This is a genomic window from Agrobacterium sp. SORGH_AS_0745 (genome assembly GCF_030818995.1).
Taxonomy (GTDB): domain Bacteria; phylum Pseudomonadota; class Alphaproteobacteria; order Rhizobiales; family Rhizobiaceae; genus Agrobacterium; species Agrobacterium tumefaciens.
This window is the reverse complement of sequence record NZ_JAUTBI010000003.1, coordinates 1,225,784-1,243,866: the sequence shown is the minus strand read 5'-3', so window position 1 is coordinate 1,243,866 and position 18,083 is coordinate 1,225,784. Positions and strand designations below refer to the sequence as shown.

Annotated in this window: 17 protein-coding genes and 1 pseudogene; all 18 read right to left on the bottom strand. The window is 57.7% G+C overall.

Translation table 11 applies throughout. The annotated features are described in order from the left end of the window. Positions 1–9: 9 nt before the first annotated feature. The gene (gene fliR, locus QE432_RS15775) at positions 10–765 is read right to left on the bottom strand and encodes a flagellar biosynthetic protein FliR (RefSeq protein WP_003515118.1); all 756 of its coding nucleotides are present in this window, start codon (positions 763–765) and stop codon (positions 10–12) included. Further along, positions 762–2,849: a flagellar biosynthesis protein FlhA gene (gene flhA, locus QE432_RS15770; protein WP_003515116.1), complete on the bottom strand. Its 2,088-nt coding sequence runs from the start codon at positions 2,847–2,849 to the stop codon at positions 762–764. The genes fliR and flhA overlap by 4 nt, the downstream gene beginning before the upstream one ends. A 159-nt stretch (positions 2,850–3,008) precedes the next feature. Further along, positions 3,009–3,275: a flagellar biosynthetic protein FliQ gene (locus tag QE432_RS15765; RefSeq protein ID WP_003515115.1), complete on the bottom strand. Its 267-nt coding sequence runs from the start codon at positions 3,273–3,275 to the stop codon at positions 3,009–3,011. Positions 3,276–3,324: 49 nt separating this feature from the next. Continuing rightward, entirely contained in the window at positions 3,325–3,795 is a 471-nt protein-coding gene (gene flgD / locus QE432_RS15760; RefSeq protein ID WP_306624897.1) for a flagellar hook assembly protein FlgD, read from the bottom strand. Next, positions 3,786–4,235, bottom strand: coding sequence for a flagellar biosynthesis repressor FlbT (gene flbT / locus QE432_RS15755; protein ID WP_003515113.1), 450 nt, complete (start codon positions 4,233–4,235; stop codon positions 3,786–3,788). Before flbT ends, flgD begins: the two co-directional genes overlap by 10 nt. Further along, positions 4,232–4,576 (bottom strand): flagellar biosynthesis regulator FlaF, encoded by a 345-nt coding sequence (gene flaF / locus QE432_RS15750; RefSeq protein ID WP_003515112.1) that lies wholly within the window; start codon positions 4,574–4,576, stop codon positions 4,232–4,234. Before flaF ends, flbT begins: the two co-directional genes overlap by 4 nt. Positions 4,577–4,610: 34 nt before the next feature. Beyond that, positions 4,611–5,714: a flagellar hook-associated family protein gene (locus tag QE432_RS15745; protein WP_003515111.1), complete on the bottom strand. Its 1,104-nt coding sequence runs from the start codon at positions 5,712–5,714 to the stop codon at positions 4,611–4,613. 3 nt (positions 5,715–5,717) lie between these two features. Then, positions 5,718–7,196, bottom strand: coding sequence for a flagellar hook-associated protein FlgK (flgK, locus tag QE432_RS15740; protein ID WP_003515109.1), 1,479 nt, complete (start codon positions 7,194–7,196; stop codon positions 5,718–5,720). Positions 7,197–7,218: 22 nt separating this feature from the next. Beyond that, positions 7,219–8,500: pseudogene (locus QE432_RS15735) on the bottom strand (flagellar hook protein FlgE). A 104-nt stretch (positions 8,501–8,604) separates the two neighbouring features. Beyond that, complete coding sequence (gene rem, locus QE432_RS15730) at positions 8,605–9,276, bottom strand: transcriptional activator Rem (RefSeq protein ID WP_003515107.1); 672 nt, start codon at positions 9,274–9,276, stop codon at positions 8,605–8,607. Positions 9,277–9,558: 282 nt separating this feature from the next. Next, positions 9,559–10,125, bottom strand: coding sequence for a lytic transglycosylase domain-containing protein (locus QE432_RS15725; RefSeq protein ID WP_019564301.1), 567 nt, complete (start codon positions 10,123–10,125; stop codon positions 9,559–9,561). Then, a complete protein-coding gene (fliK, locus tag QE432_RS15720) occupies positions 10,073–11,428 on the bottom strand; it encodes a flagellar hook-length control protein FliK (RefSeq protein ID WP_306624895.1) in 1,356 nt (451 codons plus the stop codon). The genes QE432_RS15725 and fliK overlap by 53 nt, the downstream gene beginning before the upstream one ends. Then, entirely contained in the window at positions 11,425–12,699 is a 1,275-nt protein-coding gene (gene motC, locus QE432_RS15715; protein WP_306624893.1) for a chemotaxis protein MotC, read from the bottom strand. Before motC ends, fliK begins: the two co-directional genes overlap by 4 nt. Next, complete coding sequence (locus QE432_RS15710) at positions 12,696–13,988, bottom strand: MotB family protein (RefSeq protein ID WP_306624891.1); 1,293 nt, start codon at positions 13,986–13,988, stop codon at positions 12,696–12,698. The genes motC and QE432_RS15710 overlap by 4 nt, the downstream gene beginning before the upstream one ends. After that, positions 13,985–14,635: a hypothetical protein gene (locus QE432_RS15705; RefSeq protein ID WP_306624889.1), complete on the bottom strand. Its 651-nt coding sequence runs from the start codon at positions 14,633–14,635 to the stop codon at positions 13,985–13,987. Before QE432_RS15705 ends, QE432_RS15710 begins: the two co-directional genes overlap by 4 nt. Positions 14,636–14,886: 251 nt before the next feature. Next, positions 14,887–16,179 (bottom strand): flagellin N-terminal helical domain-containing protein, encoded by a 1,293-nt coding sequence (locus tag QE432_RS15700; protein WP_019564305.1) that lies wholly within the window; start codon positions 16,177–16,179, stop codon positions 14,887–14,889. A 306-nt stretch (positions 16,180–16,485) separates the two neighbouring features. Beyond that, the gene (locus QE432_RS15695; protein WP_003515097.1) at positions 16,486–16,923 is read right to left on the bottom strand and encodes a hypothetical protein; all 438 of its coding nucleotides are present in this window, start codon (positions 16,921–16,923) and stop codon (positions 16,486–16,488) included. Positions 16,924–16,928: 5 nt separating this feature from the next. After that, positions 16,929–18,011, bottom strand: a complete 1,083-nt coding sequence (flhB, locus tag QE432_RS15690; RefSeq protein WP_003515096.1) for a flagellar biosynthesis protein FlhB — start codon at positions 18,009–18,011, stop codon at positions 16,929–16,931. Between the last annotated feature and the right edge of the window lie 72 nt (positions 18,012–18,083).

The window sequence follows — 18,083 nt, the reverse complement described above, 5'->3', positions numbered from 1 at the left end:
TTCTCCAGATCAGAAGCCGATGAAGACCGGGCCGAAACCATCCACGAATTGCCGGATGAGGGCCGCGATCGACAGGTAAAGCATGAAAATACCGCCCGCGAGAACGAAAGGCGTCGATATGAAGTAGACCGGTATCTGCGGCGCCAGCTTGTTGATGAGGCCGACCGCAACGTTGAACATCAGACCGTAAATTACAAAGGGGCTGGCAAGCCGCAGCATGATGGAAAAGGAGGCGCGCAGCGTATCTGTCAGGGTTATCAGCATCTTCTGGCCGCTGATGAGCGCGCCGACCGGTGTCGTGGCGTAGGAATCGACCAGCGCCCGCAGGACGATATGGTGGAAATCCAGGATGAACAGCACCATGAGCCCACCGAAGGTGATGAAGTTCGATATCTGGTTTTCCTGCACGTCTTCAACGGCATCCGCTCCGCCGGGAGCGCTAAGCCCGATGGATGCGCCGATGAGCGCGCCCGTGAACTGGAAGCCGAGCGTGTAAAACCGCGCGATCAGCCCGTACATCGCGCCAATGACGATCTCGGTGAAGATGAGGCCGACAACGGCGCCCTGGCTTGCGCCGGAGACTTTCGGATAGATCGTATCCCACAGTACCGGCAGAAGCGCCATGGACACCGCAACGCACAGGAGAATGCGTATCTGCGGCGAGATGCGCGAACTGGAAAAGCCCGGCATGGTCATGAAGCAGGCGCCGATACGGCAAATTGCAAGGAACAATGCGATAATTGTCCCTTGCGGGTCGGTTATCATGAAATGGCGCCCAGAATCTTGATCTCCAGCCCCTTGGCCAGTTCCACATGCGAGAGAACCGGCAGGGTCGCAAAGAGTCGTTCGATGATCATGCGCACATAGGACCGTGTTTCCGGCGACGTGACAAGGACAAAGGGTAGTCCGCGATCCATGAATTCACGGATAACTTTCGATGCCTGCTCGGAAAATTCCTCGAGATGGCGGGGATCGATATCGAATTCGACGATTTCGCCCTTTTGATCGCGCTTGAGCGCCTGATGGAAGACCATGTCCCATTTGTTGCCGAGGCGAAGCACACGCAATACGCCATTGTCGGCAAGATCGCCGCAGAGCTGCTGCGACATGCGCACCCGTACATGTTCGACGATCTGCTCGGTCTTGCGCACATGCGGGGCAAGTTCGGCGACCGCTTCCAGAATGAGATGCAGGTTGCGGATCGACACACGTTCGGCGAGCAGCAGTTTCAGCACGGCCTGCAGGCCGGAATAGGACATGTGCGACGAGCAGATTTCGTCGGCAAGCTTCTTGTATTCCGGGTCCAGCCGGTCGATGAGGATCTTGACGTCCTTGTAGGACAGCAATTGCGGCAGATTGTTGCGAATGACTTCGCTCAGATGCGTCAGCACCACAGAGACATTGTCGATCGGGTGGAAACCTTCGCGCTTCAAATCCTCGGTGAATGTCTCGAGAATGGAAACGGCCGGCATGCCGAAGGCGGGTTCGCGGATTTCGTCGCCCGGAATGCTCGGCTTGCGCCCTGCCCCCGTCACGACAAGAACATCGCCAACGCGCAGATTGCTCGACGCGATCGTCGTGCCATGGACACGGATCTGGTAGGCCTTTTCCGGGATCATGATGTCGTCGGAGACCTTGATCTCCGGCACGACGAAGCCGTATTGGGTCGCGAACTTCTTGCGCATCTTGCCGACACGGAAAGCCAGTTCCTGATGCGCGCCGAGGAGGCGGGTCGAAACCTGCTTGCCGAGGGCAAGTTCGATTTCGGACGTCTTGAGGACCTGCTTGACGGAGTCCTTTTCCGCTTCGTTGGTCTGGAGAACCTTGTCCTCCTCTTCCTGACGGCGCTGCGCGCTTTCCGCTTCGACCTGGCGCGGAATATACCAGCTGCCGAAGGCCATGATGCCGCCCAAAAGCGTGAAGGGCAGGAAGGGCAATCCAGGCATGACGGCAAGAAGCCCCATCAGCATGGCTGCGACCATCAAGGCACGCGGATATCCGCTCAGCTGATTGATGACGGCCTGATCCGTCGATCCCGAGGTGCCGCCGCGCGACACCAGAAGGCCGGCCGCCAGCGACACGATAAGGGCCGGGATCTGCGAAACGATACCGTCGCCGACCGAAAGCTTCACGAAAACATCGGCAGCCTCGCCGATCGGCATGCCGTGGCGGAAGTAACCGATGATGATGCCGCCGAAAATATTGATCGCGGTGATGATCAGGCCGGCGATCGCATCGCCGCGTACGAACTTCGAGGCACCGTCCATCGAACCGAAGAACGAGCTTTCCTCTTCCAGCTCGCGGCGACGGCGTTGCGCTTCCTTTTCATCGATGATGCCAGCGGACAAATCCGCATCGATCGACATCTGCTTGCCGGGAATGGCATCCAGCGTGAAGCGCGCGCCGACTTCGGCGATACGGGTGGCACCCTTGGTGATAACGATGAAGTTGACGGTGATCAGGATCAGAAAGACAATCAGACCGATCACGAAGTCGCCCGACATGACGAGGCTGGAGAAGCCCGCAATCACGCCGCCCGCCGCCGTCGGCCCCTCGTTGCCGTGCGAAAGGATGACACGCGTCGTCGCAATGTTCAGCGACAGGCGAATCATGGTCGCGATCAGCAGCACGGTTGGAAAAGACGAGAAATCCAGCGGACGCTGTATCCAGAGCGCCACCATGAGGATGAGGACCGAAAGTGCTATGGAAAAGGCCAGACCGACATCCACCAGAACGACCGGAATGGGCAGGAACAGCACGCAGAGGATCGACACGATGCCCAATGCGAAACCGACATCCCGCATGCTCGGGCTTACCTTGGGCAAGGAAATGACTGGTGGTTGCGCCATAAAATCGTCCTGTCTCTTCATGAGAAGGGCGACGGAAAAGCCGCCGCACGGTTCCGCGGCACCGGTTTTCTAAAATCGCTGACGCAATTCAGCCCGATGCTTCAGCCTATCCCTAGTCGCTGAAGCTTGCGCGAGGATGGCATCCAGACGGTACGGGCGTCAGAAGCCCGACTGAACCCGCGAAAAGACGAGATTGGAAAAAAGGGCGATCTGCGCGCCCACGAACGGGGCGGCAACGCCGAGAACGATCATGATCGTTACGATTTTAGGGACAAAGGTCAGCGTCATTTCCTGAACCTGGGTCAGGGCCTGGATGAAGGCGATGGCGACACCAACGATCATGGCCGCGAGAACGGCGGGACCGGCCGCGACGAGAACCGTCCAGACTGCCGCCTGCATGATATCAAGCGCATCGGCCTCGTTCATCGTCGCATCCTTTATTCCGGAAAGGCGGCGTCATGCCGCCTCTTCAATGTCAGGAATCTGCCGGCACGTCCGAATCGGTGCCGCTATCAGGTGTAGTCGCGATCGGACCGTTCGAGAAGGTCACACCGGCCTGCAGCAGCACTTTGTCACCAGCTTCTGTGATGGCGACGACGCCGTCCGAATAGACTTCGACTTCCTTTACCACGCCGGTGACCTTGTCGTCGGCGCTCTTGACCGTTTTGCCAACCAGGTCGGAAGCGCGCGTCAGGGCTTCGGCCTGCAGCATGCTCTTCAGATGGGTGTTGGTCTTGATCGTCTGCTCGACCTGCGAGAAGCTCGCAAGCTGCGACATCTGCTGGCCGGCATCCATCGGGCTGGTCGGATCCTGGTTTTTCATCTGGGCGATGAGAAGCTTCAGGAAGCTGTCGTAGTTAAGCGAGGCCGCGCTTTTGTCGTTGCTGCTCGCCCCGGCATTTGCCCAGGGGTTAGAGGCTGCCGACGTGACTGCATCTACCGCCATGGTGCGATCTCCTTGCGAATCTGCTCGATCGTTGCGGGGGTCATTTCCTGATTGTTGAGGATCTTTTCCTCGGTCGGGTACAGGCCACGAATGGCCTTCAGCGCTTCGAAAGCCTTACCCGAGGCAACCAGACCGTCGATACGCTTGAGTTCGGCCAGAATCTCCTCATGCTGGAAGCAATTCAGCAGCATGCTCACGGATTTGCGGAACAGGTTCGTCGACTGTTCGCGTCCTTCCGGGTTGATGAGGATCATCTGGGCGATGAAATAAAGCTGTCTGAGCGGCGTCGTCGCCTGCTCCGGCTGCAGGACGTGGTTTTCAAGCAGGAACGTGACATCGTTCAGGAATTCGAGGGCCACCTTGCGATCCACCCGCAAAACCGCGCCGTTGATGAAAATCTTTTCGCCCGATTTCAGCGAGATTCGAAGTGTACTTTTCATTTCAGTCCATCCCTGATGATGGTTGTCACGTCAATTATACCCTGGAAATTCGTCGACTGACGTTTCCGGATCAGTTCGCACTCTTTCAAAATCCAGATCGCGATCGAAATCAGATTTGCCCTGAGTTCCATGGCCAGCTGGTTTTCGGGCTGCTTGAGGTCCTCAATGAAGCGGATCCAGACCCGTCGAGTGTAAAAAAGCGCTTCGATCGTGTGGCGCTGGGAAGAGGAATCCTTTGCCTCCACCAGTAGATCGATCGATTTTGTCAACGCCTGCCGCTCGCGATCCTTCGCGTCTGCGACACCATCCTCCATGATTTCGGCGTAGGAAAACTGGTACATTCATGTATCCTTTATCTGCCGCCACCCCTGTTCATCAGAGGTAGTTTACCAGACTCATTTTTTGCAGACGCGACGTAAGGCTGTAGGCAATTTCAATCTGCTGCTGGAGCAGATCCAGGCGTGTCTTCACCTCGTAGGTATCGATCCCCTCGATATCCAGCAGATGAGTCTCGATGATCTTTTTCTGGGCGGCGAGCGAGTCGTTCGCTTTCGAAACACGGCTTTCGGAAAGGCCGAGCTGGCTCTGCTGCTGGTTCAAACCACTAATGACCGTGCCTATATTGGTCACCGACCTGGTTGCCACCAATTCGCGAACGTCGCTTGGGACCTTGTCATCAAGGAACGTCATCGCCGTCATTGCTGTCATCGCGAAATAACGCATGCCCTGCGAGTTGCTGTTGGTCGATGTCTCGACCACCTCGTTCTGGCTGATGCGGCTCGTCATGTTCGTGTCGCTCGCCTTCGATCCATAGGTCGTCCAGAAATCGTAATTCTGGCCGGCCGTCAGATCGCTGTGCGGTGGGTTCGTAACCGGCGTAGTACCGTTGAACACGCCTTCGATACGGGTCATGAACGCCGCGGCCTGATCCTTGGACAGGTCGGCAATGTTACCGACCGCAGGTGTCTGTGCCGCCATGAACGCGTTCAGCTCAACCTCATAGGCTGCCTTCAGCGTCGATCCTTCGGCAAAGTAGTCATCGATAGGCTTCACATCCGTATTGATGCCGGAAAACAGAAATTCGCCACTGACTGCCGTATTGGCAAAACCGGTGAAGGTGTTGAACGCATTCGAAATGGTTTTGGCGACCGTTGCCAGCGTTGGTGCTGCGCTGCTGGTATTCGGAACAAGAACCTTCTGAATTTCCTGGGCGGCCTTTGCCATGCCATCAAGTGCCGCCTGAGAGGACTTGAGGCGCTGCGTGGCGATGGAATTGACGCTGACGAGCGAAGAGAGACGATCGACATCGCGATTAAGGTCAAGACTGCGGGCCGTGTTGGCACCCAGCGTCACGCCCAGGTCCGCATGTTTACCCGTGGTCAGCTCGGTATTGAGGTTCGTCATCTCAAGCTGGGCCTTGAGGATGGTGCTGCGCATGCTGTTCTGCATCGCCAGCGATGAAATGAAGGACGTTTTCATCTATTACCTCACCATATCCATCAGCGACTTGAGCATGTCGTCGATGGTGGTCACCAGCTTCGTGGCGGCCTTGTAGGATTGCTCGATATCCATGAGCAGCGAAAGCTCCTCATCCAGGCTGACGGCAGTATTGTTCGAATAGGAGGTGGCGGAGCGCTCATAGAGCGCGCTTTTCGCTTCGTTTGCCGAAGTTGCGCCGGATCGTTCCTGTTCGAGCCACCCCACCGAGTTGGTGCCGTATTTCAGGATGCTTGTATTCGTATCGATACGTGTCGACGCGGCAAAATTCATGGGCGCGTCAAAAGCAGTGACATAGCTGTCGATCAGTGCGGAAAACCCGGTTCCGCCTGAAGTTGTGCTGTTGATTACATAAGCGGTACCGTTGATACCGCCGTCGCGCAACAATTCCGGGTTTCCACCTTTGGAAATAATTAACGCAGGGTTGACGGTAATGCTCGCAGCGAGCCCGGGAGAGACAACACCGCTTGCCGGAATGGTTGTGGCCGCAGGGGAGCCGTAGGTGAAGAGGCCTGGCATCTTCGGCAGCGTGCTGGTCGGGCTGGCCGGCTTTTCCGCAAACATGGTGATGAGGCCGCGCGCAATTTCGTCGAGCTGGCTCTGCATGGTTGGCGCCAGGTCGTCACGAACCTGCATCAGACCCTGAAGCGAACCTTCCGCTGTCGTGTTGCTGCCGCTGCTCGCCTTGATCGCGACGCCATCAACGTAGATCGCGTTCCCCGTGACCGTCGCGTCGTAGCCCGGCTGCGCCTTGAAAGTAACCTTGCGCGGCACGACTTCGAACAGGGTCGCGCCATCCGCCGTGTAGAGCGCCACGTCGTTGTTTTCACGATTGACGACGTTGATCCCGATGATGGACGAAATGTCCTTCAGCAGCGTCTCGCGCTGGTCGAGAGCATCACTTGGATTGCCGCCGATCGCGGTCTGCGCCTTGACCTCGTTATTGGCTTCCTCGAATTTCGCGAGCAGGCCGTTCAGCTTGTCGACCTGAAGGGACATTTCCTTGTCGGCACGCAGGCGCATCGCCTGCAACTCGGACGAAGCCTTGTTCAGGGAATTGGCGACGTCCACGGCGGATGTAACCGCAGTCGCAGCAAGCGCGGAATCGCTCGGCTTTGAGGCGTAACCGTCAAGGCTCTTCAGCAGTTCCTTCATATAGGTGGCAGGCGAACTCTCGTAATCGTTGCCGCCGAAAAGGCTTTTCATCTCCTCGAGCCCGGTCAGAACGGTTTTCTGGCCGGAAGCGAGGGATGCACTGGAGATCGTCTGCCTCAGGAGGCTCTCATTCTGGGCACGGCCGTTGGCGACAATACTTGCACCTGACATGGTCGTGCCGAGAATGGCGGTTCGCTTGACGTAGTTCGCATTACCGACATTGGCAATGTTTTTCGAAGTAACGTCCGTCTGCTTACCTGTATTGTTGAAGATCGACTGCGCAGTATTCATTGCTGACGTGAGCGACATTCATTTGTCCTCGTGAGAATTACTATCTCTTCAGATTGATCAGGACATCCATCAAATCCGACCCGGTCTGGAAGACTTTCGAATTCGCTGTATAGATACGCTGGGATTCAATCATATCGGTGAGTTCGCTGGCGATATCGACGTTCGAGCCCTCAAGCGCACCCTTCTGGATGTAACCGAAGCTGCCCGTCTGCGGGAAACCGATGGTGACGACGCCCGACTCGTTGCTCGGCAGATAAACGTTGCCGTTCTGAGGGGAGAGGTTGTCGACGCTCGGTACCGTGGCAACCGCCAGCTGGTAGATGTTGCGGCGGCCACCATCCTGATAGACTGCAGTCACTACGCCGTCCTTGCCGATTTCCACGTCCTTGATCTGGCTCGGGCCGTTACCGTTCAGGATCGCGGTGCCGGGCGTGAACTTCGTCGAGAACTGCGACATGTCGGACAGGTCGATACTTATTGCCTGCGGGACGCCGCTGACCGTGTCGTTGATGGTGATCGACTTTTGAGAGGTAGGTGTGAGCTTATTGGTCGCCGGGTCGAATGCCAGCGTGACTGATTCCTTGACAAGGTTCGCTGCTGGGGTCGCCGTGTAAGGGAAGCCGCCATTGGTCGACTGGTCCTGACGATAGACTGCCACTTCCCAGGTATTGGCGCCGGTCTTGGTGTAATAGAAATCGTAGAGAACCCTTCGCGCCACCGCTGTCGTACGCCGTCAACGATGTCTTGTTACCGATCGTCGATGTTGCAAGGTTGTCGCTCGGACGCGAGCCCGCCGCAACAGCGGCTTCATCGCGATTGAGGTTGGCCGGGAAGCTGCCCTGCGTGGAGGGCGATGCTGTCAGGCCGAAATTATTGACGTTGACGGCCTCAAGGCCGGTAAAGCCGTTGACGACGGCAGCTGGCGCATTTGCCCCGTAGGGGTAACCCATCAGCTGGAAGCCCGCTGCGTTTTCCAGGTAGCCTTCCGCATTCTTCACGAACGAGCCGGCACGTGTGAGATAAGGCGTGCCGCCACCATCCTGAACCACGAAGAAACCGTTGCCCTGAATGGCAAGATCGGTGCTCGACGTGGTGTAGGACAGGTTGCCCTGCTCTGAAATGCTGTAGCGAACGTTGGACTGCACGCCGCCGGAGGCATAGCTGCCCGACGAGGAGGGCAGAACGAGCGAGGAGAACGACGTCGATGCGCGCTTGTAGCCGGTGGTGCTTGCGTTGGCGATGTTGTCGCCAACGGTTCCCAGCTTGTTAGCCTGTGCATTCATGCCGGACACACCGGTTCGCATAGTGCCGAAAATACTCATTCAAAAACCCTCGTGGTCATCTTCAGGGAGAAGGTAAAGCGTTTGGCTTGCGTGAAGCTGTCTGAAATACCGCGTTTGAAAAAGACCACGCGGATGAATGAATATTATTGCCAATCAATGCTGTAACCGAGGAAACGCTTGGAATCGACCGGATCGTAGCCGAGCTTCTTGCGAAGCTTCTTGCGAAGCTTGCTGATGTGGCTTTCCACGACGTTCTCTTCGACGTCATCATCGAAGATGCCGTAGATGGCATTGAAAATCTGCGCCTTGGAAACGCGGCGTCCGCGATTGGCAATCAAATATTCAAGGATGCGGCGCTCGCGCCGCGGCAAGGCAAAGACCTCGCCACCAACTTCGGGATCACGACCGTCGGAGAAAACCCGGATCGGTCCCGCATCGGTGAAATTCGAGATAACCTGCAGGCGGCGACGGATCGCCGCCGCACGCGCAAGGATTTCACGGGGGTGAACCGGCTTGCGCACGACGTCATCGACGCCGCTGTCGAACAGCGCCAGAGTCGATTCCAGCGAGGGCTGGTCGCTGACCGCGATCACCGGTGCCGTCGTGCGATCCCTGATCGCCTTCGGCAAGGAGAAGCTCCGGTCGCCCTGACCGATCAGGAATGCCTCTACGGCCGCCAGATCGCTGTCCGCTGCCGTCGAGACCCACTCCCCGAATTCGACCGGATCGAAACCGGTCGAGGGGATGCCCTCACGCCCAAATAGAGAAGTATAGCCGTCTTTAACGAGCTCGCGCTCATCAACCACTACGATCATTCGTCCGCCTCCGAATCAGTGTGGTGTTTTCCAATGCGGCATTGGTACGAATCGGGGGATTCAGCGACAACTGTAGGAAATCATCGATAGTTATTAATAATTGATTAACCATTTTGTGCCGATTTGATCTATATATAGTGGTTGTTAACCATATACGGTACAAAATTTTTGTGTAAAAATTTCAAAAATCCGAAAAAATCGCTTGCGGCGCCTTTTTTAGGGCTTTCTCTCGCCACATTTCAAATTGCGAGTCCTTGATCGCATCAAAACAATCGATGGTTGTTATCCGTCGCAGAAATTTTTCGCGTTGGCGGTCCATTTTCCGTAGCCCGTCGCCACCAGATTGGCGATCACCCGGCAGACATATTTCTTTTGAGCCGGGTCGTTGTTGGGCCCGGCATGATAGCGGGCGACCGCCATGGTCCAGGTTTCGTGCCTGTTGTGGAGATTGCGCAGGAACATGGCGGCATATTCGACATTGCGGCGCGGATCGAACATTTCACGCGCGGATGTGAAGTTTTCGCCATGGAAATAGTGGTTTATCTGCATGCATCCCAGGTCGATCAGCTTGGCGCCGTTGCGCTTTGCCGTCTCGAAAGTGGTCAATGCCTCCTCGGTGGAGGAGGCAAATACCGGTTTTCCCTCAATATTCATGGCGTTGGGGTCAAGCCGACCCTTGCGACCGGTCTCGGTCAGGCCGACAGAATAGAGAATTCCCTCCGGCACGCCGTATTTGCGGGCGGCGGACTGAATTTCCCTTTCACAGACACCTGACGTTGCCGAAGCGGAGGCGTTTTCAGAGGTAAACGCCGTTGTCAGCAGAAGTGCGGGCAGAGCCAAGAGCGCCATCCATGCCTTCATTATGCACCCCCAAATTATCACCATTGCCCTGCCGTCCGCCGCGTGTGCCGGACTCGTCACGGTTGCGCCCTGCGGCGGCCTGTTGGCCTTGCTGCTGCGCCTGCTGATTTTGCTGATTGTTGGCTTGTGTGCCCGTTTGGTCACTCTTGTCAGAAGAAGCAATGCTGATGGTGATGTTATCGACCGTCAGACCCTGCGCCTTGAGGCCATCGAGGATGCTCTTGCTGTCCTGCTGAAGCTTTTTGTAGGCGGCCACGTTCTCCACCGTCATGTGAACGGCAAGCTCATCGCCGGCAAGACGCAACGACATCGTCACCGATCCCAGCTCGATCGGCGTCATGTGCAGCTTCAGCGTATGGACGACTTTGCCGGTACTGCTCTGGGCCGCCTCATTGGACAGCGACGAGCCGGGCTGCATGGCGCTAACCCATTCAGAATCATTGGCGATGAGGCCAGTCAGAGCCGAGGCGTTGGATGAAGGTGCCAGACCAATGAACCGCCGCGAATCGAGAACCGTAATCGTCTCGGTCGCCTTGCCGCTGCTTTCCCGGGCATCGAACTCGACGCGGCCATCCCGCTGAACCGTACTCATATCGAGAGCGCGGGCCGTGCCGGAACGAGGAGATGCGAAGCGGAATGCCGAGGCGTCGCCTTCAGTGCCCGATCCGGATCCGGCTTCGTTTCCGGCAAGCTCGGTCCGTGCGTGCATGTCCTTCGCCAGAGGCTCAGCCTTACCCCTGACAGTTTCAACCTTTTCGGATTTGACATCGGCCTTGCCGGCAATCGCCTGCGCAATTTCCTCAAGGGGCGTCTTGGCTGTCACGATATCGCCGACATTGGCCGTGAGCGTCTGCAGCTCTGCCAGCTTCGGATCGATTGCATCCGCCGCCGTCTGGCTCTCCTTGTCGGCGTCCTTGACCTTCTTGCCAGGTTTGCCGTTTTCAGGCGATGTGTGCGCCGTCTTAATCGCATTCTGAAGCTCCGCCAGCGCCTCGTGACCATGGCCTTCTCCGGAATGGTCCTTGACGAGCACGTTCAGGAAGCTCGGGGGCCGCTTGACCGGCACATCAGTCTTTTCCGCATCGTCATCCGGTTGCGCATGCTGCTCCTCAGCCGATCCCGCTTCCTGCTGATGACGCGAGTGCGGTGCCTGCGGCGGGCGCTCTTCCCTGACCGTCGCGAGGGTGTCGCCGAAACTTCCGCCTTTGGCGTCGTCCCTCACACTGGCGCTGCCAGCGCGCGGATCGTTAAATGGCGCATTCACTATCGCGTTGATGGTTGCGTCGATCATGGTGCCCCCTCGCCTTTCTTCAAAAGGCTGTCGATTTCATCGAGCTTACTGCGGCCGCTCGTCACGAGTTGCCGGACGTTCTCGCCCTCATCCTCAGCCTTGTGGTTTTCAACTCTCCATATGCCCTTGGTCTCGGCACTGGCCTCATTCGCGGGCGCGCCCGACCCGGCCCCCTGCCCTGCCGTGACACCGGGATCGGTGCCAGGCTGCGGGGAAGGCGGACGAACCACCTGGTCGGCGATTGCCCTTGCCGCGTCCCGCAGGGCCCTGTCGCGATCCGAAAGCTGGGCCTCGGGAATTTGCCCGATTGTTTCAATCGCGCTCACCACATCGGGCGTGCCGATATTGGAAAGGCTTTCATAGAGATTTGCCTGAACTTGCGGCTGGTCCGGCATATCCGGCGACAGCGCTTTCGCCTTTAACGCCGCCATGCGCGCCAGCGAATCCTTGCCGCTGATCGCCGCGAGACGGGACAGGCGTAGATAAGCTTCCTTCTGCCTCTCCGCGTCCATCATGGCGAATGTTTCCTCTATCGTGTCGTGCCCGATGGAATCGACACGTTTGACCACCAGTGAGACCAGAAGGTCCGCGAACTGGCTGGCATAGGGCGAATGCAGGAACCGCCGCGCGTAACGCTGTGCATATTCGACGCCACGCCCGGCATCGCCGTCTTCAACGGCGATAGCAAGCGAGCGGCGGAGTGCAGCCTCCTCCACGATGGTACCGGGCGCTTCGAGCCGGGCTATGTCATAGAAACCGAGGGCAGCCACCGGATCGCGGGGGATCGTCACATTGCCGCCGATCAGTGCAAGATAGGCGCCAATTCTCGTGCCGCGATACTCGGGCACCATGGCCGCGATGCTCTGGGCGACCAGCGTTCCCTTGCCGGACAGATATTTGCGCAGAATATCGGCGACGCGGCTGTCGAAATTGCCGTCCACATCCCGCGCGACGAGCAATTCGAGCGTGGCCGGATTGCCGCCGCTCATCGCGTAGACAAGCGCCGCATCGACATTGCGCGGATCCTTGAAGATCGCCGAAGGTGCGCTCTTAAGCCGCTCGTCGATCGTCTGGAGCAGAAACCGCTGCATTTCGGTTGCCGAATGGTCTCCCATGGTGACCGAATCCTGCACGAACTGCAGGGAGCGCAACATGGCATAGGGCATGAGGTTGTCTTGCGATTGCGCAAAAACCTTCGCCGGTTCGGCACCGAGACCACACAGTGTCGCCGCAAGAAAAACCCAACGTTTCGAGGATTTCGTCACACTCACCCCCGATCGGCCTCAAGCAGGATTTCGATACGGCGGTTCGCATTCGCCAGCGGGTCTGCCGGCACCTGCAATCTGCGGTCCGCAAAACCCGAAACCTGTTTCACCCGCTCTTCCGACAGGCCGCCGCGAACCAGCATGTAATAGGCGCTATGCGCGCGGTCCATGGAAAGCCGCCAATTGTCATTGGCCTCACCCTTGAACTGGCGTCCATCGGTATGGCCGCGGATTACCACGCTGCCGCCACGCTCCTGAAGCAACTTGCCGATCTTCTCCATGGCCAGGACCATTTCGCCGCGGGGCACAGCCGATCCGACATTGAACATCGGCGTTTCCGTCTGGTCGGAAATGGTCAACAGCAATCCGCCTTCGGCGGGCGTCACCACCAGACCTTCGGCGAGCTTGCCGCTGATGCCGGATATCTGCTTCTCGATCTCTTGGCGCAGCTCTTTAGCCTCTTCCTTCTGCGCAGCAGTACCTTGCTGCTGCTGCTGCTGCTCCGGCTGAGGCTGCGTAAGTGCTGCCTGCTCGGCGGCACCCGGCCGCTGCTGCGGCACCACGGCGGCGATTTCCATGGCCTTGCCGTGATCTGCACCATCGGCTGACTGCTGAGACGATTTAGCCGCAACCGCTTCATTATCCTTGGCAGCGTCCTGCTGCTTGTTCTCGGCAGATTGCTGCTGTTCGACCGGATTTTGCTGCTGGTCCGCACGTGTGATCTTCACCTGCTGGGTCCAGAAATCGGGATCGAAGGGATCGCGGTAAGCCTCACCGCCGCTCGCACCCGTCGCCGGGCCGGAATCGGCAGCACCACCTTCGCCCTTGGCGCTGACATTGGCCTGCTGCCCGACCTGCTGGGCAATTTCCGCCAGAACGGAATAGGGATTCTCGAAAAAGTCCGCTTCTGAGAAGTTCGACTGCTCCCCGGTCTGCGAGGTCAGGTCTTCACCTGTCGCGGCGGCTGAACCCTGGGTGACCTTTTCCGCCTTTATGTTGGACTGGTCTTTCTTCTCGACGCCCTCTTCCTTGTCCACGGGTTTTTCCAGCCCCTTGGACGAGGGTTTCTCATCGGACAGCTTTATCGGATTGAAATAGCTGGCGACCGAGGCCTTGGTTTCCTCGTTTGCGGCGTTGACCAGCCACATGACGAGGAAGAACGCCATCATGGCCGTCATGAAGTCGGCATAAGCGATCTTCCACGCGCCGCCATGGGCGCCATCGTGCCCGCCCTTGTGGCGTTTGACGATGATGATCTCGTTCTTGCCGTGGTGGTGATTTTCGCCTTCACTCATTTCATCACCTTGCGAAGACTGGACGCCCAGGCGGACATGCGCGTGACGAACACGCTTTCACCCAACTCAACGGAGAGGTCGATATCTGCCGTCTCGATAAATTTCATCGTCTCTTCTTCAAAGCCCGGCTGCGTCTTCAGCTGCTCAAACAAATCTTTCGGGCCTTTCACGACAAGGGTCACGGCCTCGCCATCCGGCATGGAAGCGCGAACGACATCCGCAAGCGCCGAAACCGCCTTCAGCGACAGCTCTTCGGTCAGAACCGGGGCAAGGATATTGGCGGTCTGTTCGCTGAGATTGGTCGCGATCGCATCGATGCCTTCACGCAGCCTTAGCGACAGGAAAACGGCAATTTCTTCCAGATAGACGGAACGTAAGCCTTCGAGTTCTGCGGCATGAGCGGCAAGAAGCTCCTCGCGCTCGGCCTGCATTTTCTCCGTGATCTCGCGGCTCGCATCCTCGTGACCACGGGCATAGGCGGCCTGTTTTTCGCTTTCGACGTCGAGCGGCTCGAATTCATCGAAACCGGACGCAATATCGCCAAAACCGGAAATGCCGTCGACATCCGCCAACGGTTCGCCGAACGTCAGTCCCGCGGGCTGCACGTCACCGAAATCCTTGAGATATCTTGCAATGGACGCGCTCATGCCGGCCCCCGGCAAGACAGGCCAAAGGGGCGAGACATGTTTCGTTGCCTGCGATCTAAGCCGTTTGGCGGCACCACCGTCATCCTTGCTACCCTGCCCGTCTCTTCAATTGTTTCCGGCCGGATCACGCCATGCGATCCACCCGATATTGCCCCGACGTTAGGTGTTCAAACTTGTGCGAGGATGAAGGCGGGCCCCGTTTTCAGAAACCTTGCAACCAACTCCCCCGAACCAGCCGGACCGACGCCGGTTTACTTGAAGAGCTGAAGGATGTTTTGCGCGTTGGCATTGGCGATCGAGAGCGCCTGGATGCCGAGCTGCTGCTGTGTCTGCAGAGCCTTCAGCCTGGTCGATTCCTCGTTCATATCCGCATCCACGAGACGGCCGATACCCTTGTCGATCACGTCCATCAGGCTCGAGACGAAGTTTTCCTGCATGTTGATGCGGCTCTGTAGTGAGCCGAGGCTGGAGGCCGTACTGGTCATGGCTTCGAGCTGCTTGTCGACAAAACTCATCATCACATCGATGGCGTCGGAAGCGGTGTAGTTCGTGGTGCCACCGGAAAAACCGCTCATGGCTGCCGCCACGACATCGAGATTGTCGAGATCGAGCGTGGAGACGGAAAGACCGAGGGATCTGGCAACGGAGGTCGGCGCACCGGTCGTGTCATAGAACCAATCGTTGCTGCCTGTGTCCCGATAGGCCGCCGCGACGGTGGTGGTGCCGCTCGAAGGGTTGGTCGCCGTCACCTTGACCCAGGTATTCTCGGACAAACGAAGATAATTCACCGTTCCGTTGCTGTAGACGCTCGGGTCGGCATTCGTATCCGGCGTCGCCGCATTCAGCGTGCCGATTTCGGCGTCCGTCAATTTCTTGACGACGTAACCCGCATTGGTGGTCACGCCGGCTGTCGTCGATGTTTGGGTGATCTGTTGTTCCGTCTTCGCGACAAAAACGGCGCTCTTGTCGAGAATACCGAGTTTTCCGCCGCTGAGGTCGAAAAGCACGGCACTGCCGTCCAGCACATAGTCAACCGTGGTGACGCCGACATTGCCCGAACCGGTGCGCGTGAAGGACGCGACGACCTTTTTGGTGATGGGTTCTACAACCGGCGGCGTGCCACCATTGCTGATGCTGGCCTGCAGCCAGTTCTCGCCGGAGAAGGAGGCAGATTCCGACGTGCTCTTCAGCTGTTCCTGAAGCTGCTTGATTTCGTCCTGGATCTTGCCGCGGTCAGCCCCGACGCCATAGGCGGCGACAAGCTTTTCCTTGATTTTCTTGACGACCTCGATCGAGTTCGCAAGGGCGTCATAGGCCGTATCAACCTTGGCGGCGCCCAGTCCCAATGCATCCTGCACGGCCGAGAGCGCTGCATTGTCGGAGCGCATGGTTGTGGAGATAGACCAGTAGGCGGCATTATCCGCCGCTGTTTCGACACGATAGCCGGACGACACACGCGCCTGCGTCGTCTCGAGATTCTTGTCGATCATGCGCAAGGTTTGCAGCGCGGCCATCGCCGCCGCATTGGTCAAAATGCTGGTCATTGGGTCCACCCAATTGGTACTGTCAGGAAAAATCCGGCGCTGCGCCGAAAACGAGCAGAGGCATCATGCGCATCAGCGATGGTAAAAAGAGCCACCGCGACCTGCCGTTCGTTAACAAATCGTTAATTCGATAGGTACCAAACAACAACGCTGATTTGCAAGGCGTTCCTTGCCTTCACAGGCCGGTTTTGCATAAACCGACACGCTTCAGGCAAGGTCGGGTGAAAAAGTGCCCGAATGAAGCCATCGCGCCCGCGAATTCGGAAGGCGCAATGGATAATATATGAAAATGTCCGCTGGACTGGTTCAGGCAGCTTCGCCTTGGCGGGCCGACACGAATCGGGCAGCCGTCAGGCTCTGACGGAGAAATTCGGTGTTCTCGTCCGGATTTTCCGAAGGGTTCTGAAACGAAACATGATTGATCTCGACCGCAGCGTGCTCGTTGGCCAGAATCAATTGCGCATAAACCGTCGCGCCGTGCGGTTTCAGTTCGAGATCGAGGACGATCTCCGGCGCCCCTTCCCATTCGAGCCTGTATTCGCCACCGGCACCGAAATTGATCGTGCCCGGATGATAATAAAGCTCCGCGGCCGACGAGACGAGGTCGGCAATGCTGCCGTAGCACTCGAATCTGAGCAATGAAATCAGGTCGGCCGGATCGAGCAGGCGCAGTTCGGTGGCGATCGGGTTGATCGCCTCTGCGACGATCATTTCCCGCTTTTCAGAATAGGCGGATTTTTTCATTGGTTTTATTGAACCCGTATTTTCGATGACTTCATGGCGTAAACCCGATGAACGAGCTCAGCTACAGCCTTGTAAAAAGCTGGTGGAATCACACTATCGATCGAGACTTGCGCAAACATGGAGCGTGCGAGCGGCGGATCTTCAAAAACGGGGATATTATTTTTTTCCGCAATCTCGCGGATTTTCAATGCGATAAGGTCCTGACCCTTGGCAACGACGACAGGCGCGTCGCCTTCTTCGCGAACGTAACGCAACGCCACTGCAAAGTGTGTCGGGTTGGCAATCACCAGTGTCGCGCGCGGCACATTGTCGATCATGCGGCGGCGGGCGCGGTCACGGGCGACCGAACGCTGACGGGCTTTGACCACCGGGTCGCCCTGCGATTGCTTGTATTCTTCCTTCACCTCATGCTTCGTCATTTTCAGCTGGCTGAACCAGTGGTGGCGCGTCCACAAAAGGTCGACGGCGGCAAGCAGCGCGGTCGAAAAGAGAATCACGACCATCATCTTTTTGGTGAGCTCGACAACCCTGACGAAAATGACCTGCGGGTCGGAGAACATCAGGTCGATGAGACTGTAGAAATCGCCGCGCAGAGACAGGAACATGATGATCGAAACGATCAAGATCTTGAACAGCGATTTGCCGAATTCCACAAATCCCTGCTTGCTGTAGATGCGGCCGAACCCCTTTGCCGGCGAGATGCGCGACCATTGCGGACGCACCCTCTCAAGCACGGGCGACGGCAGGTTCTGGAAAAACGAGGAGGCAAGGCCGAAGACGATGAACATGATCATGGCCGGCATGAGCAGATAGGCCATGGACGTGCCGAGGAAATAAAGCAGCGACAGGGCATCCGGCCTAGTGCTGAGATTCCATTGTTCGGGCTGGCCGAACAGGTCCTTCAGCGTTACGCCGAGGCGACCGGCGCCGTCGGGCAAAAAGAAAACCAGATAGCAGTAAAAGGCGAGTGACGAAGCAAAGATCGGCACCTCGCGGGAAAAGGGAAGATTGCCCTTTTCCGCCGCATCACGGAGTTTTTTCTCCGTTGGGTCTTCTGTTTTACTGTCCTTGTCCTGATCGTCTGCCAAGGCACGTTCCCGGGATAAAAAAAGGCCCGCCGATCGCGGCAGGCCGTCATTCCGAAACTAGCGCCCGAGACC